13 protein-coding genes are annotated in these 17,264 nt (G+C 70.2%); 5 read left to right on the forward strand and 8 right to left on the reverse strand.

Annotated elements, in window-relative coordinates:
- Positions 1–398 precede the first annotated feature (398 nt).
- Positions 399–947, forward strand: coding sequence for a glycine zipper 2TM domain-containing protein (locus tag BEI_RS05700; protein ID WP_097788601.1), 549 nt, complete (start codon positions 399–401; stop codon positions 945–947).
- A 61-nt stretch (positions 948–1,008) separates the two neighbouring features.
- Here the strand turns inward: BEI_RS05700 and BEI_RS05705 are convergent, their stop codons facing one another.
- From BEI_RS05705 to BEI_RS05725, 5 genes are read right to left on the reverse strand one after another with little or no spacing between them, the layout of a single operon-like run.
- A complete protein-coding gene (locus BEI_RS05705; protein WP_097788602.1) occupies positions 1,009–1,242 on the reverse strand; it encodes a formate dehydrogenase subunit delta in 234 nt (77 codons plus the stop codon).
- Between the two features lie 10 nt (positions 1,243–1,252).
- Positions 1,253–2,122, reverse strand: a complete 870-nt coding sequence (gene fdhD / locus BEI_RS05710; RefSeq protein ID WP_097788603.1) for a formate dehydrogenase accessory sulfurtransferase FdhD — start codon at positions 2,120–2,122, stop codon at positions 1,253–1,255.
- Positions 2,119–5,007, reverse strand: a complete 2,889-nt coding sequence (gene fdhF, locus BEI_RS05715) for a formate dehydrogenase subunit alpha (protein ID WP_097788604.1) — start codon at positions 5,005–5,007, stop codon at positions 2,119–2,121. The genes fdhD and fdhF overlap by 4 nt, the downstream gene beginning before the upstream one ends.
- 2 nt (positions 5,008–5,009) lie before the next feature.
- Positions 5,010–6,560, reverse strand: coding sequence for a formate dehydrogenase beta subunit (locus BEI_RS05720; RefSeq protein WP_097788605.1), 1,551 nt, complete (start codon positions 6,558–6,560; stop codon positions 5,010–5,012).
- A complete protein-coding gene (locus tag BEI_RS05725) occupies positions 6,557–7,051 on the reverse strand; it encodes a formate dehydrogenase subunit gamma (RefSeq protein WP_097788606.1) in 495 nt (164 codons plus the stop codon). The genes BEI_RS05720 and BEI_RS05725 overlap by 4 nt, the downstream gene beginning before the upstream one ends.
- Before the next feature lie 129 nt (positions 7,052–7,180).
- On the opposite strand from BEI_RS05725, the gene BEI_RS05730 reads away from it, so the two are divergent.
- Entirely contained in the window at positions 7,181–8,242 is a 1,062-nt protein-coding gene (locus BEI_RS05730) for a substrate-binding domain-containing protein (RefSeq protein WP_097788607.1), read from the forward strand.
- A gap of 49 nt (positions 8,243–8,291) precedes the next feature.
- Here the strand turns inward: BEI_RS05730 and BEI_RS05735 are convergent, their stop codons facing one another.
- Both BEI_RS05735 and BEI_RS05740 read right to left on the reverse strand, forming a co-directional pair.
- Positions 8,292–9,782 carry a Na+/H+ antiporter NhaC family protein gene (locus BEI_RS05735; RefSeq protein WP_097788608.1) on the reverse strand — a complete coding sequence of 497 codons (1,491 nt, stop codon included), beginning with the start codon at positions 9,780–9,782 and terminating at the stop codon, positions 8,292–8,294.
- 161 nt (positions 9,783–9,943) lie between these two features.
- Positions 9,944–11,320 (reverse strand): glutamine synthetase family protein, encoded by a 1,377-nt coding sequence (locus BEI_RS05740; protein WP_097788609.1) that lies wholly within the window; start codon positions 11,318–11,320, stop codon positions 9,944–9,946.
- Positions 11,321–11,575: 255 nt separating this feature from the next.
- Between BEI_RS05740 and BEI_RS05745 the strand changes: the two genes are divergently transcribed.
- The 3 genes from BEI_RS05745 to BEI_RS05755 are packed head-to-tail and all read left to right on the forward strand — an operon-like array spanning position 11,576 to position 15,283.
- The gene (locus BEI_RS05745; protein WP_097788610.1) at positions 11,576–12,355 is read left to right on the forward strand and encodes a gamma-glutamyl-gamma-aminobutyrate hydrolase family protein; all 780 of its coding nucleotides are present in this window, start codon (positions 11,576–11,578) and stop codon (positions 12,353–12,355) included.
- A 25-nt stretch (positions 12,356–12,380) separates the two neighbouring features.
- Positions 12,381–13,778 (forward strand): aspartate aminotransferase family protein, encoded by a 1,398-nt coding sequence (locus tag BEI_RS05750; protein WP_097788611.1) that lies wholly within the window; start codon positions 12,381–12,383, stop codon positions 13,776–13,778.
- A complete protein-coding gene (locus tag BEI_RS05755; protein ID WP_097788612.1) occupies positions 13,775–15,283 on the forward strand; it encodes an aldehyde dehydrogenase in 1,509 nt (502 codons plus the stop codon). The genes BEI_RS05750 and BEI_RS05755 overlap by 4 nt, the downstream gene beginning before the upstream one ends.
- Before the next feature lie 65 nt (positions 15,284–15,348).
- Here the strand turns inward: BEI_RS05755 and BEI_RS05760 are convergent, their stop codons facing one another.
- On the reverse strand, positions 15,349–17,049 hold the full coding sequence (locus BEI_RS05760; protein ID WP_097788613.1) for a methyl-accepting chemotaxis protein: 1,701 nt from the start codon (positions 17,047–17,049) through the stop codon (positions 15,349–15,351).
- Positions 17,050–17,264: the final 215 nt, after the last annotated feature.

Below are 17,264 nucleotides of genomic sequence, written 5' to 3' on the forward strand. Positions count from 1 at the left end.
CCTCGAGGGCCCGGACTGCTCGACGACGACCCCGACATGCGCCATGGCGACAGTGGGCATGTGCGTCGGATCAGGGAAATCGCAGTTGGGTCTGGCGAGGGGCGCCGGGGACAGGTCACAGAGGGGGTTACGCCATGGATGGCGTCGGACGCCTTCGCTGGATGGCCCGGCGGCGGAGGGGGACTCGGGCAGGGCGTTGGGATTCGGCGACAGCCGCGCAGAAAGTGTGAAACCACGGGGCGCGGGCATGGAGCGCCCGGAGTGACGGCCTATACTGTGCCGCACTCGTCCCGGCACAGGAGGTGCCGGGGCGGCGCGTCGCATCCTCGGGTCACGCCGGCTGGGGCGACCCCATGGATTCCAGCGAGGGCGCCCGGGCGCCCTGGGAGAGGTGACAGATGAGCAAGTCGATCGTGGTAGGTGGCGCCCTGGCCGTGCTGGGGCTCGGTGGCATGGCCTTCGGGGCCTGGCAGATCCAGGAGAGCCGCCAGCCGCAGTATGCCGATATCACCGGAGTGGAGCCCCTGACCCGTACCGTGGAGACCCCCCGCGAGGTCTGCGAGGACGTGGTGGTGCAGCGCCAGGCCCCCACGCGGGATCCCCATCGGGTGGTCGGCACGGCGGCCGGTGCCATCGTCGGCGGGCTGCTGGGCAACCAGGTCGGCGGCGGCAGCGGCCGGAAGATCGCCACCCTGGCCGGGGCCGTGGGCGGCGGCTTCGCCGGCCGCGAGGTCCAGGAGCGCATCGAGGCGGGCCAGACCGTCTCCACCACCGAGCGGCGCTGTCATACCGTGACCGACAGCCACCAGGAGACGGTGGGCTATGAGGTCAGCTGGCGTTACGACGGTCAGGTGCACACCACCCGCCTGGACGAGCGGCCGCAGGGAGAGCGGGTGCAGATGGTGGACGGGCAGCCGCAGTGGGGGGCGCCGCCCTCCCAGGGCTGAATGCCCTCGACCGGGCTCATGACGAAGGGCCGGCCTCCGGGCCGGCCCTTCCTGCCTCGGGTCAGCCCGCCTGGCGCTCGGCGAGGGGTTCCACGGCCTGCCGGGCCAGCGGCGCCAGGCCATTGTCGGCCTCGTCCAGGCAGGCGATCACCCGTCGCTTCATGGGGCGGGCCCAGAACTTCTCCAGATGGTCGCAGACGCCGTCCGCGGCCTCGTCCGGCTCGCGTCCCCCGCCCAGGTTGGCGGCGATCTGGTTGACCATGCGCACCAGCTGCGCGTCTTGATCCAGTGTCATCCTCGATTCCTCACGCATGAGCCTGCGCCGCCAGCGGTGCGGCGTCGGGGCGATGATAGATCAGGTGGCGACCGGGGCGGGCGAAGCCGACCAGCAGCAGCCCGGCCTCCCGGGCCTGCTCCACCGCCAGCGCCGTGGCCGCGGAGACGGCCACCAGGGCACCGATGCCGGCGCTGGCGCTCTTGTGCACCATCTCGTAGCTGGCGCGGCTCGAGACCAGGGCGAACCCGCTCTCGCTCGGCCCGCCCTCCCGGGCCAGGGCGCCGATCAGCTTGTCCAGGGCGTTGTGGCGCCCCACGTCCTCGCGGACCAGGCGGATGCGTCCCACGCCGTCGCACCAGGCGGCCCCATGGGTGGCGCCGGTGGCCGCCTGCAGCGCCTGATGGTCGGCCAGCGCCGCCAGGGCGCGCTGGATGGCGACGTCGGCCAGCGCCGGGGCCCGCACCCGGGCGATGGGGCGAATCGCCTGCTCCAGGGCCTCGGTGCCGCACAGCCCGCAGCCGGTGCGTCCCGCGAGGCTGCGGCGGCGGGCCTTGAGCTCCGCCAGCCGCCGGCTGGCGACCGTCAGGTGCACGGCCAGGCCCCGGGCCTGCTCGCGAACCTCCAGGTCATAGCACTCGTGAGGGTGCGCGAGGATGCCCTCGGAGAGGCTGAAGCCCAGGGCGAAGTCCTCGAGATCCTCGGGCGTGGCCATCATCACCGCATGGGAGATGCCGTTGTAGACCAGCGCCACCGGCACTTCCCTCGCCAGCACGTCCTCGACCTCGTCGGCGTACCAGCCCGACGGCCCGCGCCGGACCTCCACGGGGCGGCGAGCCAGGGCGGCGCCCTTCGTCGCGTAGGCCGCGTCCTGCCGCGAGGTCCCTCGCCGGCGGCTCATGTCCCGACCTCCGTCGCCTGGAGCGCCGCGTCGCGGGCCTGGGCCAGGTGCTGTCGCTGTCGGCGGTCGAAGTCGTCGAAGCGCCGCTGCCATTCGGACGGCCGGCTGACCTTCTCCACCTGCACCGCCGTGACCTTGTACTCGGGGCAGTTGGTGGCCCAGTCGGAGCTGTCGGTGGTGATGACGTTGGCGCCGCTGCCTGGGTGATGGAAGGTGGTGTAGACCACCCCGGGCTGCATGCGCTCGCTGAGCCGGGCGCGCAGCACCGTCTGGCCGGCGCGGCTGGTGATGCCCAGCCAGTCGCCGTCGCGGATGCCGCGCACCTCGGCGTCGGAGGGGTGCAGCTCCAGCACGTCCTCGTCGTGCCACACCTGGTTGTCGGTGCGCCGGGTCTGGGCGCCGACGTTGTACTGGGAGAGGATGCGCCCGGTGGTCAGCAGCAGCGGGAAGCGGCGGCTGGCGCGCTCCTCGGTGGCCACGTACTCGGTGATGGCGAAGCGCCCGCGACCGATCGGGAAGTCGACCTCGTGCATGGTCGGGGTGCCGTCGGGATGCTCGGCGTCACAGGGCCACTGCAGGCTGCCGCGTTCCTCGAGCTTGTCATAGCTGACCCCGGCGAAGGTCGGGGTGAGCCGGGCGATCTCGTCCATGATCTCGGACGGATGGGCGTAGTCCATCGGGTAGCCCAGGGCGCGGGCCAGGTCGATGGTGACCTCCCAGTCGGCCTTGCCGGCCAGCGGCGGCATCACCCGGCGCACCCGGTTGATGCGCCGCTCGGCGTTGGTGAAGGTGCCGTCCTTCTCCAGGAAGCTCGAGCCCGGCAACAGCACATGGGCGTACTTGGCGGTCTCGTTGAGGAAGATGTCCTGGACGATCAGGCACTCCAGCGAGGACAGGGCCGCCTCCACGTGCTGGGTGTTGGGGTCGGACTGGGCGATGTCCTCGCCCTGCACGTAGAGCGCCTTGAAGCTGCCCTCGATGGCGGCGTCGAACATGTTGGGGATGCGCAGCCCCGGCTCGTCGTCCAGCGTCACCCCCCAGGCGGCCTCGAAGCGGCCGCGGGCCGTGGCGTCGGCGACGTGCTGGTAGCCCGGGAGCTCGTGGGGGAAGGACCCCATGTCGCAGGAGCCCTGGACGTTGTTCTGGCCGCGCAGGGGATTCACCCCCACGCCCTCGCGGCCGATGTTGCCGGTGGCCAGGGCCAGGTTGGCGATGCCCATCACCATGGTCGAGCCCTGGCTGTGCTCGGTGACGCCCAGGCCGTAGTAGATGGCGCCGTTGCCGGCCGTCGCATAGGTGCGGGCGGCGCGGCGCACCGCCTCGGCGGGCACCCCGGTGATCGCCTCGCTGGCCTCGGGGGAGTGGCGCTCCTCGATGATGAAGTCGCGCCAGGCGCGATAGGCCTCGGTGTCACAGCGGGCCGCGATGAAGTCCTGGTCTTCCAACCCCTCCGCGATGACGACATGCGCCAGGGCGTTGATCAGCGCCACGTTGGTGCCCGGGCGCAGCGGCAGGTGCTGGGCATCGGCCAGGTGCGGGGTCTTGAGCAGGTCGATGCGCCGCGGGTCGGCGACGATCAGCGACGCGCCCTGGCGCAGCCGCTTGCGCATCAGCGAGCCGAACACCGGGTGGGCATCGGTGGGGTTGGCGCCGATGACGATGATGGCGTCGGCCTGCATCACCGAGTCGAAGGTCTGGGTGCCGGCGGACTCGCCGAGGGTGGTCTTGAGCCCGTAGCCGGTGGGCGAGTGGCAGACCCGCGCACAGGTGTCGGTGTTGTTGTTGCCGAAGGCGGCGCGGATCAGCTTCTGCACCAGGTAGGTCTCCTCGTTGGTGCAGCGCGAGGAGGTGATGCCGCCGACGCTCTCGCGGCCGTGCTCGGCCTGGATCGCCCGGAGGCGCTCGGCGGCGAAGGCGATGGCCTCCTCCCAGCCGACCTCGCGCCAGGGCTGGTCGATGGACTCGCGGATCATCGGCGTGGTGATGCGGTCCGGGTGGGTGGCATAGCCGAAGGCGAAGCGGCCCTTGACGCAGGAATGGCCGTGGTTGGCGTCGCCGCCCTTCCAGGGGACCATGCGCACCAGCTGGTCGCCCTTCATCTGGGCCTCGAAGGAGCAGCCCACGCCGCAGTAGGCGCAGGTGGTGATCACGCTGTGCTCGGGCTGGCCGGCCTCGATGACGCTCTTCTCCATCAGCGTGGAGGTCGGGCAGGCCTGGACGCAGGCGCCGCAGGAGACGCACTCGGAGTCCATAAAGGCCTGGTCCTGTCCTGCTGCGACTTTCGAGTCGAAGCCGCGGCCGTCGATGGTCAGGGCGAAGGTGCCCTGCACCTCCTCGCAGGCGCGCACGCAGCGGGAACAGACGATGCACTTGCTGGGGTCGAAGCTGAAGTAGGGGTTGGAATCATCCGACTCGGCGGCCAGGTGGTTCTCGCCCTCGAAGCCGTAGCGCACCTCCCGCAGGCCCACGGCGCCGGCCATGTCCTGCAGCTCGCAGTCGCCGTTGGCCGGGCAGGTCAGGCAGTCCAGCGGGTGGTCGGAGATGTAGAGCTCCATGACGTTGCGGCGCAGCCGGGCCAGGCGCTCGCTCTGGGTGGTGACCCTCATGCCCTCGGCGACCGGGGTGGTGCAGGCCGCCGGGGTGCCGCGCCGGCCCTCCACCTGGACGGCGCACAGCCGGCAGGAGCCGAAGGCCTCGAGGCTGTCGGTGGCGCACAGCTTCGGGATGTTGATGTCGGCGAGCGCCGCGGCGCGCAGCACCGAGGTGCCCGCGGGCACGGTGATGGCCACGCCGTCGATCTCCAGGCGCACCGGGGCGCCGTCTGCGGCGGGCGCCGGGGTGCCGAGGTCCCGGCCGTGCTGTCGGGGGTCGAAATGTTCGATCATGGTCAGTCTCCGTCCGCCGGGCGCCGGAAGTCGTCGGGGAAGTGGGTCAGGGCGCTCTGCACCGGGAAGGGGGTCATGCCGCCCATGGCGCACAGCGAGCCGTCCTCCATGGTCTCGCAGAGCTCGCCGAGCAGCGCGAGGTTGGCCTCGCGGTTCTCGCCCGCGCGGATGCGGTCGATGACCTCGACGCCGCGGGTCGAGCCGATGCGGCAGGGCGTGCACTTGCCGCAGGACTCCACCTTGCAGAACTCCATCGAGAAGCGAGCCTGCTCGGCCATGTCGACGGTGTCGTCGAACATCACCACGCCGCCGTGGCCGACCCCCGCACCGACGCCGGCGAAGGCCTCGTAGTCCAGCGGCAGGTCCCACTGGCTTTCGGGCAGGTAGGCACACAGCGGGCCGCCGACCTGCACCGCGCGCAGCGGGCGCCCGGTGAGGGTGCCGCCGCCGAACTCCTCCATCAGCGTGCGCAGGGTGGTGCCGAAGGCCAGCTCCACCAGGCCGCCGCGCTTGACGTTGCCGGCCAGCTGCAGCGCCAGGGTGCCGCGGGAGCGGCCCATGCCATGGTCGGCGTAGGCCTGGCCGCCCTCGGCGAGGATGAAGGGCACGGCGGCCAGCGACAGCACGTTGTTGACCACCGTGGGCCGGCCGAAGAGCCCCTCGATGGCCGGCAGCGGCGGCTTGAAGCGCACCAGGCCGCGCTTGCCCTCGAGGCTCTCCAGCAGCGAAGTCTCCTCGCCGCAGATGTAGGCCCCGGCGCCCAGGCGAACCTCCAGGTGGAAGGTGCGGCCGCTGCCGCGAATGTCGTCGCCCAGGTAGCCGGCGGCTTCGGCGCGGGCGATGGCCGTCTCCAGCACCTCGTGGGCCAGGGGGTATTCCGAGCGCAGGTAGATGTAGCCCTGGGTGGCGCCCACGCCGAGCCCGGCGATCGTCATGCCCTCGATCAGCATGTAGGGGTCGCACTCCATGGCCAGGCGATCCGCGAAGGTGCCGGAGTCGCCCTCGTCGGCGTTGCAGACGATGTACTTCTGGTCCGCCGGGGCGTCGAGCACCGTCTGCCACTTGATGCCGGTGGGGAAGGCCGCGCCGCCCCGGCCGCGCAGGCCCGAGGCCTTGACCTCCTCGACGATGTCCTGAGCCGCCAGGTCGAGCGCCCGTTCCAGGCCGCGGAAGCCGTCGTGGGCTCGGTAGTCGTCGAGACAGAGCGGATCGGTGACCCCGATGCGGGCGAAGGTCAGGCGCTGCTGGCGTTCCAGGTAGGGGATCGCCTCGGTCGGGCCCAGGGACAGCGGGTGGCCGTCGTGGCCCTCGAGCAGGCCGGCATCGAGCAGCGCCGGGACGTCACCGGGCGCGACGGGGCCGTAGGCGACCCGACCGTTGTCGGTCTCGACCTCGACCAGGGGCTCGAGCCAGGCCAGGCCACGGGAGCCGTTGCGGACCAGGCTCAGCGCGAGGCCGCGGTCGGCGGCCTCGCGCGTGAGCCGTTCGGCGACGTCGTCGGCCCCCAGGGAGAGGGCGGTGGTGTCACGGGGCACATAGACACGAACGCTCATCCGAGCACCTCCAGGGGCTGGGTGCCCAGTTCGTCGACCAGGGCGTCGAAGGCCTCGGGAGTCACCCGGCCCAGCACCCGGTCGTCCACCCGCACCGAGGGGCCGCAGGCGCAGTTGCCCAGGCAGTAGACCGCCTCCAGGGTGATCTCCCGGTCGGGGGTGGTCCGATGGTAGTCGATGCCCAGGCGGGCCTTGGCGTGTCTCTCCAGTGAGCGAGCGCCCACCGCCTGGCAGGCCTCGGCACGGCAGACCTGGACCACGTGGCGCCCCGGGGGCGTGGTGCGAAAATGGTGGTAGAAGCTGATCACCCCGTGCACCTCGGCCCGGGTCTGGCCCAGGGACTCGGCGATGATCGGCACCGCCCCCTCGGGGACGAAGCCGAAGCGGTTCTGGATGGCGTGCAGGATCGGCAGCAGGGCGCCGGGCTTGTGCTTCAGGGCGTCGATCTCGGCCTGGATCGCCTGGGGCGTCCACTCACGGGAATCGCTCATCGAGTCCCCCTGGTCGTCATGGTGCTGGCTAAATATGCACGCTAGTTCATATTAAAGAAGAGGCGTGCGTCACGGTCGCGGTAACGCTAGCATCGGTGTCTCGATGGCAAAATATGAAACTTGCTTCATATGAAAAGGATCCGGATCACGCCGGCCTGGTACTTCAGTGACGAGGCCGGCAACCAGCTCGACCCCAAGCTCTTCGCGCTGCTCGAGGCGGTCCATCGGTACGGCAAGCTCACCCGGGCCGCCGAGACCGTCGGCGTCTCCTATCGCCACGCCTGGAACCTGCTCAACAAGTGGGGGGAGTTCTTCGGCATCGCCCTGGTCGAGCTCGAGCGGGGCCGGGGGGCCCGCCTGTCGCCGCTGGGCGAGAAGCTGCTGTGGGCCGAACAGCGGGTGATCGCCCGCCTGGGGCCCCAGCTGGAGAGCCTGGGCTCGGAGCTCAACCTGGCCATCCAGCAGACCCTGGAGGGCGTCAAGCCGGTGCTGCGGCTGCATGCCAGTCACGGCTATGCCGTGGAACTGCTGCCGGCGCATCTGGACGAACTGCGCCTCGACCTGCAGTACTGCAGCCCCCGGGAGGCCCTGGCGGCGCTGCACCGCGGGGCCTGCGACGTGGCCGGCTTCCATTTGCCCCATGGCGAGGTCGGTCGGGGGGTGAGCGGGGACTACCGCGATCTGCTCAAGCCCCGCAGCCACCGGGTGGTGCGTTTCATCACCCGTCGCCAGGGGCTGATGGTGGCGCCGGGCAATCCGCTGGGCATCTCGGGGCTGGAGGATCTGGCGGGAGGCGAGGTCCGTTTCATCAATCGCCAGGCGGCCTCGGGCACCCGAGCCCTGCTGGACGGCCTGCTGGCCGAGGCCGGCCTTTCGCCCGGGCGGATCCATGGCTACGAGCTCGAGGAATACACCCACTCGGCGGTGGCCGCCTACGTGGCCGCCGGCATGGCGGACGCGGGCTTCGGGGTGGAGGCCGCCGCGCGGCGCTTCGGGCTCGACTTCGTGCCGCTGGCGCTGGAGGACTACCTGCTGGTCTGCCATCAACGCAGCCTGGGCGAGCCCAGGCTCCAGCGCCTGCTCGAGGTGTTGGGAGGCGCGGCCTTCCAGTCCGCGGTGGCGGCGCTGCCGGGCTATACGCCCGATCGCTGCGGCGAGGTGGAGGGGGTGGAGGCGCTCTTGCCTGACTGAGCAAAAAGCGCGGCGCCCGACGGCGCCGCGAAGCGGGAGAGACGAGGCCTCAGGTCAGGGCGAAGCCCAGCGCCAGGAAACCGCCGGCGGTGACCACGGCGCCGAGCAGCGCATAGGGGAGCTGGGTCAGGCCGTGCTGCATCGGCAGGCAGCCGCTGCCCTGGGAGGACAGCACCGAGGAATCGGAGAAGAAGCAGGCATGGCTGCCGAAGCTCGAGGCCGACAGCAGGGCCCCCACCACCAGCGGCATCGGGGCCCCCAGGTGCTGGGCCATGGGTACCACGATGGGGATCGAGATCACGAACACCCCCCAGGAGGAGCCGGTGGCGAAGACCACCACGGCCATGGACGCGAATACCAGGGCGGGCAGCAGCGCCGGCGTCAGGTAGGGGCCGAGAGCGTCGATCATGAAGCTCGTCATGCCCAGCTGGTCGTTGACCTCGCGCAGCACGAAGCCCACGGCGACGATGGCCAGCGGCAGCATCATGGTGCGGAAGCCGTCCATGATGCCGTCCATCAGGCTGGCGAAGGTGGCCAGGCGCTGGACGAGGTAGAGCGCCAGGGTGAAGAGGGTGGCGACGATGACGCCCTTGAGCAGGTCGATCTCGAACCAGGCGCTGGCGCCGATCAGCACCGCCATGGGAGCCAGGAAGTTGAACACGCCGCGCCACGGGGACTGGCTCGGGGTCGTCTCGTCCAGCGACGCATCCGGGGCGCCGTCGGGGATCGGCTGGCCGGCCCGGGCGCGGGCCTCGGCGGCCTTCATCGGGCCCAGGTCGGGCAGCTTGCCGCTGGCCACCAGCAGCAGCAGGCCCATGGCCACCCAGCCGTAGAGCATGAAGGGAATCGACGCGATGTAGAGGCCCATGCCCGGCCCCTCGGTGGCGCCGTTGGTTTCCAGCAGCTCGGCGAAGTACACCGCCCAGGTGGAAAGGGGGACCAGGATGCAGATCGGTGCCGCCGTGGAGTCGACGATGTAGGCCAGCTTCTCGCGGGAGACGCCGAAGCGGTCGGTGAGGCGCTTCATGGCCGCCGAGGTGGCCAGGGCATTGAGGTAATCGTCGATGAAGATCAGCACGCCCAGCGCCGCGGTGCTGAGCAGGGACTGGCGACGGGTCTTGACCAGACGCGTCATGAAGTGGCTGAAGCTCAGGGTGCAGCCGGACTTCTCCAGCATGGCGATGAAGCCGCCCATCAGGCCGCAGACCAGGATCAGCCAGGCGATGGTCTCGTCCATCATCACCGACAGCGAGATGTCGGCCAGCTCGCCGACGAAGTCCTCCGGCTGCAGCATGATCAGTCCGGACAGGGCCCCGATGGCCAGCGCCTCCAGGGTGCGGTGGGTGGCGATGGCCACCACCAGCACGATCAGCGAGGGGACCAGGCTGGCCCAGCCGAAGTCGCTGCCTGGTTCGTGGGTCAGTGTCAGGCCCGTGACCGTGGCCAGCACGGCGAGCACCAGCAGCAGGGTGCGGCCGGTGCCGTCGCGAGCGGGCAACGAGGGCGCGAAGGGGTGGGGCGAGGGGTGGGGAGCACTCATGGCGACCTCCGTTGGTGGTGTTGTGAGGTGCGGCCGGCCCGACGGGGCCTCGGGGCGTGATTGTCGTTGGCGGCGCCGGCACGCCGGGGCCCGGCGGATGGCCCCTGGGCCATCCGCGGTCGATGAACGCTATGTGCTGAGGGGGAATGCCCTGCCGGCGCCTAGACGTGGCGCAGGTACCAGTCGTACTCCAGCTTGCTGACGGCCTGCATGGCCTGGTCGCGCTCGGCGCGACGGTTGGCGAGGAAGACCCGCACGAACTCCGGCCCCAGGGCCTCGATCAATGCCTCGCTGTCCGCGAGCAGGTCCAGGGCCTGGCACCAGCTGTTGGTCAGGCTGGGGGCGACCTGGTCGTAGGCGTTGCCGGTGACCGCCGGCGGGGGCGTCAGCCGCTGCCGCAGGCCGTGGTCGATGGCCGCCAGCAGGCTGGCGACCAGCAGGTAGGGGTTGGCGTCGGCGCCGGCGACCCGATGCTCGAGGCGACGGGCCTCGTTGGGACCGGAAGGGATGCGTACCGCCACCGAGCGGTTGTCGTAGCCCCAGGTCGGGGCCATGGGCACATAGAGCCCCGGCTGGAAGCGGCGGAAGGAGTTGAGGTTGGGGGCGAACAGCGCCATGGAGGCGGGCATCATCTCCAGCAGGCCGGCTACCGCCTGCTGGAGCTCGGGCGTCCCCAGGGGGGCGCCGTCCTCGGCGGCGAAGACGTTGCGGCCGGCCTCGTCGAGCAGGCTGATATGCACATGGGTCCCGTTGCCGGCCTCGTCGCCGTAGGGCTTGGCCATGAAGGTGGCCTCGAAGCCATGCTGCAGGGCCACGCCCTTGATCAGCCGCTTGAGCAGCACGGCGCTGTCGCAGGCCCCCAGCGCATCGTCGGTGTGGAGCAGGTTGATCTCGAACTGCCCCGGGGCGCATTCCTTCAGTGCGGTGTCCAGGGGCAGGTCCTGAATGCGGGCCGCGGCATGGATGTCCTCGAGGAAGTCCGCGTATTCGTCGAGCTCGTTGATCGAGTAGAGCTGGCTCTGGGACGCACGCTCGCCGCTCGCCGGGGAGCAGGGCGGTTGCACCATCCCCAGCGCGTCCCGCTGGCGGTCGACCAGGTAGAACTCCAGCTCCACGGCGACCACCGGGGTCAGGCCGGTCCGGCCCAGGCGTCCGAGCACCCTGGCCAGCACCTGGCGCGGATCGGCGAAATAGGGCGAGCCGTCGCCGTCCTCCATGGTCATCAGCAGCTGGGCCTGGCGGCCATTGCGGAGCCAGGGGCTCGGCATCAGGGTGCCCGGCACGGGGCGGCAGACCCGGTCCCCGTCGCCGGTCTCGAGCCCCAGTCCGGTCGCCTCCACCGTGTTGCCGAGGATATCCAGGGCGAAGACCGAGGCGGGCAGATTGACGCCGTCACGATAGACCTTCTCCAGGTTGGTCCGCGGGATGCGCTTGCCGCGCATCACGCCGTTGAGGTCGCTGATCAGCAGGTCGATGCTGGCGATGTCCGGGTGGCGTTCCAGGAAGTCTCGGGCTTCGTCGACGGGGAGGGGCGGCATGGTGGCACCTGTTTCCTTGGACATTGACATGTCGGTCATCTTTGAATCATCGAGCCTTGTTGTCAAATCCTTTACGAATTTGGTGCGCCTCTTGGCGAGCCCGTTTCTGGGAATTTGAAATTAAAACCAATAAAAACAGAAAGATATTATCGTACTGTGTACGGCTTCGATGCCCGGGGTTGGCAAGATTAATCAACCGCGCTATGTTGAGCAAAGCATAACAACCCCGTCATCACGCTTTTCGAGGAGGCTGCCATGCAGACCCGACCCCTGGTGGGGGTAATCGCCTGCCGCCGTGAGGTGGAGGGGCATCCTGCCCACATGGTCACCGACAAGTACCTGAGCGCCCTGCGCGAATACGGGCTGGATCCGGTGATCCTGCCGGTCTGGGAAGGGAGTACGGGACGGGAGGTGGCCGGCCTGCTGGCCCGGCTGGACGGCCTGGTGCTCACCGGCAGCTATACCAACGTGGCCCCGCATCGCTATGGCGCCGAGCGGGCCCCCGAGAACACCCGGGACGATCGCGATCGCGACGCCGCTTCGATGGCCTGGATACCCGTGGCCCTGGACCTCGAGCTGCCCCTGCTGGGGATCTGTCGCGGCTTCCAGGAACTGAACGTGGCCTTCGGCGGCAGCCTCCACCAGGCGGTGCAGAACGTGCCGGGCCGGCTCGACCATCGCGAGCCGCCCGGTGACAAGGAGACCCAGTACGCCCCCAGCCATGACCTGGAGATCCTGCCCGGCGGTCGCCTGGCGGCGCTCTATCCCGAGCGCCATGCGCGGGTGAATTCCCTGCATCAGCAGGGCATCGACCGCCTCGGCGAGGGGCTGACCGCCGAGGCGGTGGCGCCGGATGGCCTGATCGAGGCCGTCTCGGTCACCGACGCCCCGGCCTTCACCCTGGCCGTGCAATGGCATCCCGAGTGGCGCCCGCGGCAGCACCCCCTCTACGACGCCCTCTTCACCGCCTTCGCCCAGGCCTGTGCCGCCCGCCAGGCCGATGGCGCGACCGCCTCTCGCCAGGCCCTGGCCTGACGTCCCGCCCCACCGGAGATCCATCATGCAGACACAGGAATGCCAGGCCCGCGACCGTGCCCACCACCTCCACCCCTTCACCGATTTCAAGGCCCTGGGGGAGGAGGGCAGCCGGGTGATCACCCGGGCCGAGGGCGTGTACATCCACGACAGCCGGGGCCACCGCATCCTCGACGGCATGGCGGGGCTGTGGTGCGTGAACCTGGGCTACGGGCGCCAGGAACTGGTGGAGGCCGCGCGGGAGCAGCTCGAGCAACTGCCCTACTACAACACCTTCTTCAAGACCACCCATCCGCCGGCGGTGCGCCTGGCCGAGAAGCTCTGCGAGCTGGCGCCGGCGCACATGAACCACGTCTTCTTCACCGGCTCGGGCTCCGAGGCCAACGACACGGTGTTGCGCATGGTGCGCCGCTACTGGGCGCTCCAGGGCAAGCCGGGCAAGCGCTGGATCATCGGCCGCGAGAACGGCTATCACGGCTCCACGGTGGCGGGGATGAGCCTGGGCGGAATGGCGCCCATGCATGACCAGGGCGGGCCCTGCGTGCCGGAGATCGCTCACATCCGCCAGCCCTACTGGTTCGGCGAGGGGCGTGACCAGTCGCCGGAAGCCTTCGGTCGCGCCTGTGCCGAGGCCCTGGAGGCGAAGATCCTGGAGCTGGGCGAGGAGAACGTCGCGGCCTTTATCGCCGAGCCGGTGCAGGGCGCCGGCGGGGCCATCATGCCGCCGGCGAGCTACTGGCCGGCGATCAAGGCGGTGCTGGCGAAGCATGACATCCTGCTGGTGGCCGACGAGGTGATCTGCGGCTTCGGCCGTCTCGGCGAGTGGTTCGGCAGCCAGCACTTCGGCCTCGAGCCCGACCTGATGCCCATCGCCAAGGGGCTCTCCTCCGGCTACCTGCCCATCGGTGGCGTCCTCGTCGGCGACCGGGTGGCCGACACCCTGATCGAGGAGGGCGGCGAGTTCTTCCACGGCTTCACCTACTCGGGACATCCCGCCTGTGCCGCGGTGGCGCTGAAGAACCTGGAGCTGCTCGAGGCCGAGGGCGTGGTGGAACGCGTCCGCGACGACGTCGGGCCCTACCTGGCCCGCCGCTGGGCCGAGCTGGCCGACCATCCCCTGGTCGGCGAGGCTCGCTCCCTGGGCCTGATGGGGGCGCTGGAGCTGGTCGCCGACAAGGCTACCGGCAGCCGCTTCGACAAGTCGCTCGCCGCCGGCAACCTGTGCCGGGACATCTGTTTCGACGCCGGCCTGGTGATGCGCTCGGTGGGCGATACCATGATCATCGCTCCCCCGCTGGTGATCACCCGCCAGGAGATCGACGAGCTGGTGCGCCTGGCGCGCCGGGCCCTGGACGAGACCGCCGTTCGCCTGGCCAAGCATGCGGCCACCGACGCCGCCCAACGAGAGGAGATTCGCGCATGAGCCGCGCAAGCCGCCCGACGACCCGCGCCGACTGGCAGGCGCTGGCCGCCTCGCTGACCCTCGAGACCCGTGCCTATATCGACGATGCCTTCGTCGATGCCGAGGGCGGGGCCACCCTGACCACGATCAACCCGGCCACCGGCGAGACGCTCGCCGAGGTGGCGAGCTGCGATGACGCCGACGCCGAGCGCGCGGTGGCGGTGGCCCGGGCCGCCTTCGACGGCGGCGACTGGTCGCGGCTGGCCCCGGGCCGGCGCAAGCGCACACTGCTCAGGCTGGCCGACCTGATGGAAGCGCACAAGCACGAGCTGGCGCTGCTCGACACCCTGGACATGGGCAAGCCCATCGCGAGCTCGCTGGGCGACATGGCCGGGGCCATCGCCTGCCTGCGCCACCACGCCGAGTCCATCGACAAGCTCTACGGCGAGGTGGCGCCCACCGGCGAGGACGCCCTGGGCCTGGTGCTGCGCGAGCCGCTGGGCGTGGTGGCCTCCATCGTGCCCTGGAACTTCCCGCTGATGATGACCGCCTGGAAGATCGCCCCGGCCCTGGCCGCCGGCAACAGCGTCATCCTCAAGCCCTCCGAGAAGTCGCCGCTGTCGGCGCTGCGCCTGGCGAGCCTGGCCCGGGAGGCCGGCCTGCCCCGCGGCGTCTTCCAGGTGCTGCCGGGCTACGGGCACACCGTGGGCCGCGCCCTGGCGCTGTCCATGGACGTCGACTGCCTGGCCTTCACCGGCTCCACCGGCGTGGGCAAGCAGCTGATGCAGTACGCCGGCCAGTCGAACCTCAAGCGGGTCTACCTGGAGTGCGGGGGCAAGAGCCCCAACCTGGTGTTCGCCGACTGCAAGGACCTGGACAAGGTGGCCGAGCATGCCGCCGCGGCGATCTTCCACAACCAGGGCGAGGTGTGCATCGCCGGCTCGCGGCTGCTGGTGGAGGACGCCATCCGCGAGGCCTTCGTCGAGAAGGTGCTGGCGGCCGCCGAGCGCATGCAGCCCGGCGACCCGCTGGACCCCGAGAGTTTCATGGGCGCCATGGTCGACCGGGCCCAGTACGAGCGGGTGCTGGCCTATATCCGCCAGGGCGTGGAGGAGGGCGCGGTCCTGCGCGCCGGCGGCGAGGCCACCGAGGTCGATGGCAAGGGGCTGTTCATCCCGCCGACGGTGTTCGACGGCGTCACCGAGGCCATGGCCATCGGCCGCGAGGAGATCTTCGGCCCGGTGCTGGCGGTGTTCGGCTTCGACACCGAGGAGGAGGCGATCCGTCTCGCCAACGACAGTGACTACGGCCTGGCGGCCGGGCTGTGGAGCCAGGACATCGACCGCGTCATGCGGGTGAGCCGGCGGCTGCAGTCGGGGCAGGTGTTCGTCAACAACTGGGCGGCCATGGACCAGACGGTGCCCTTCGGCGGCGTCAAGCAGTCGGGCAACGGCCGCGACAAGTCCCACCACTCGCTGGAGGAGTACTCCGAGCTCAAGACCGTGTGGATGACGCTCGCGCCCTAGCCTCTCGCTTGACTCGACGACGGCGCCCGCTCCAGCAGCGGGCGCCGTTGGTATGCGACCGGGGGTCAGACACAGGCCGGTGTCGATGCCCGCGGTGAGCGGGGCGGAAGACTCGGTACGGCAGGTGAGGGCTCGGCCGGACGCGCTGTCCCGTCGTGGGCCGTCACCTGGCTGCGGTGCGAGGCGTCGGGTAGCCGGAAGGCCGACATGGCGGCCATCAGCCGCTCGGCATGCTGGCGCAGGTTGTCGGCCGCAGTGGCGCTTTCCTGCACCAGGGCAGCATTCTGCTGGGTGACTCGGTCCATCTGGGTCACGGCGGTCCCCGCTTCCTGGACCCCTGCACGCTGCTCCATGCTGGCCTCGTTCACCGCCTGCATGAACCGGCTGACCCGGCGGATGCTGGCGACGACCTCCTCGGCGGCCTGGTTGGCCTCCGCCGCTCGGGCGTTGCCGTGCTTGACGCGCTCCGCATTGCGATTGATCCGGTCGCTGACCTCTCGCGCCGCCGTGGCGCTGTTCTGAGCCAGGGTGCGTACCTCGGCGGCCACGACGGCGAAGCCGCGGCCGTGTTCGCCGGCACGGGCCGCCTCCACCGAGGCATTGAGCGCCAGGATATTGGTCTGGAAGGCGATGTCGTCGATGGTGGAGATGATGTCGGCGATCTCGCCGGCGCTTTCCTCCAGCTCGCGCATGGTCTGGGTCACCTGCTGGACGGCCTGGCCGCCCTGGATGGCGGTGGTCGCCGCCTCTTCGGCCTCGCGGCTGGTCCGGTCGGCGTTGTCGGCGTTCTGGGCCACCGTCGTGTTGAGCTCCTCCATGGCCGAGGCGGTCTGCGACAGCGCGCTGGCTTGCTGCTCGGTGCGTGAGGCGAGGTGGCCGTTGCCAGCCGCGATCTGCTCGCTGTTGCCGGCGACCGAATCGGCCGCGGCGCGGACCTGGGCGACGATGCCCTGCAACTGGCGAGCCATGGCGACCTGGGCGGCCATGATGCTGTGACGATCGCCGTGGCGCTGCTTCCCTTCGACGGCAAGCTCGCCGCGACCGATGGCTTCGGCGAAGGCCTTGACCTCGTGGGGCTCGGCACCCAGCTCGCGCAGCAGCTGACGGGACAGCAAGATAGCGATCAGGCCGCCGATCAGCAGCGCGGCGAGGCACAGGCCGAGCATCAGCGCCTGGAAGCCCGAGGCGGTGTCGCGGGCACCGGCGGTGTCCCGGGCGGTCTCGGCTTCCTGATAGTCGATGAAGGCGTTGATGTCGTCGAGCCATTGAAAGAACGCCGGGCCGGCCTCGGCGAGCAGGATCCGCCGCGCAGCCTCGATGTTGCCGCGGTCACGTTCGGCGATGATGTCGCTTGCCAGTGCATCGGTCCGCTCCGCCTGGCGTTCGATGGTGGCGAGCAGGCGATTCTCCTGCTCATTGGCGCCGTTGGCGGCGATGACCTCTCTCATGCCTTGGCTGGCGTTCCGGTAGTCGTCGACCAGGCGTCGAAAGTGAGCCTGGATGCGCTGCAATTCGTCGGGTCGGGTGACCAGCGTCAGGTCGCGTAGCAGGATGGCGCGATCGTGCACGCTGCCTCGCCAGTCGATGGCATGACGCATCTTGACGCCATTGATGTCATTGATGGTGGTGAGGTTGCGGTCGATGCGGTTGACCTGGTCGATGCCGACGGCGGTGAGCACGACGATCAGCGAGAGGACGGCGGAGATGCCGCCGAGGAGGCGGGCGCGGATGCCGAGGCGGGCCACTCGGTCCTTGAAGATGTTCATCGTATGGCATTCCTGTTGGGGGCGGCAGGGAGGGGGCATGAAATGAATGGATGCTTCCCGTTCGTTAGCCCAGACTAATATTTGTACATTATTTGTACAAATAATTTTATGACGTCCAGGATTTCCCCGCCTCCTGCCTCGCCTGCGACAGGAAGGCGGGGGAACGGGAGGGTCGGGCGCACGCGCTCAGGGCGTTCGTGAAATCCTTGTACAGG

Source organism: Halomonas beimenensis (assembly GCF_002549795.1).
Classification (GTDB): Bacteria; Pseudomonadota; Gammaproteobacteria; order Pseudomonadales; family Halomonadaceae; genus Halomonas; species Halomonas beimenensis.

Bases quoted from the DNA above. Each gene is read 5' to 3' on its own strand.
- BEI_RS05730 (WP_097788607.1), top strand. From the start codon at position 7,181: ATGAAAAGGATCCGGATCACGCCGGCCTGGTACTTCAGTGACGAGGCC.
- fdhD (WP_097788603.1), bottom strand. From the start codon at position 2,122: ATGAGCCGCCGGCGAGGGACCTCGCGGCAGGACGCGGCCTACGCGACG.
- BEI_RS05720 (WP_097788605.1), bottom strand. From the start codon at position 6,560: ATGAGCGTTCGTGTCTATGTGCCCCGTGACACCACCGCCCTCTCCCTG.
- BEI_RS05735 (WP_097788608.1), bottom strand. From the start codon at position 9,782: ATGAGTGCTCCCCACCCCTCGCCCCACCCCTTCGCGCCCTCGTTGCCC.
- BEI_RS05755 (WP_097788612.1), top strand. From the start codon at position 13,775: ATGAGCCGCGCAAGCCGCCCGACGACCCGCGCCGACTGGCAGGCGCTG.
- BEI_RS05705 (WP_097788602.1), bottom strand. From the start codon at position 1,242: ATGACACTGGATCAAGACGCGCAGCTGGTGCGCATGGTCAACCAGATC.
- BEI_RS05745 (WP_097788610.1), top strand. From the start codon at position 11,576: ATGCAGACCCGACCCCTGGTGGGGGTAATCGCCTGCCGCCGTGAGGTG.
- BEI_RS05760 (WP_097788613.1), bottom strand. From the start codon at position 17,049: ATGAACATCTTCAAGGACCGAGTGGCCCGCCTCGGCATCCGCGCCCGC.
- BEI_RS05700 (WP_097788601.1), top strand. From the start codon at position 399: ATGAGCAAGTCGATCGTGGTAGGTGGCGCCCTGGCCGTGCTGGGGCTC.
- BEI_RS05750 (WP_097788611.1), top strand. From the start codon at position 12,381: ATGCAGACACAGGAATGCCAGGCCCGCGACCGTGCCCACCACCTCCAC.
- fdhF (WP_097788604.1), bottom strand. From the start codon at position 5,007: ATGATCGAACATTTCGACCCCCGACAGCACGGCCGGGACCTCGGCACC.
- BEI_RS05725 (WP_097788606.1), bottom strand. From the start codon at position 7,051: ATGAGCGATTCCCGTGAGTGGACGCCCCAGGCGATCCAGGCCGAGATC.
- BEI_RS05740 (WP_097788609.1), bottom strand. From the start codon at position 11,320: ATGCCGCCCCTCCCCGTCGACGAAGCCCGAGACTTCCTGGAACGCCAC.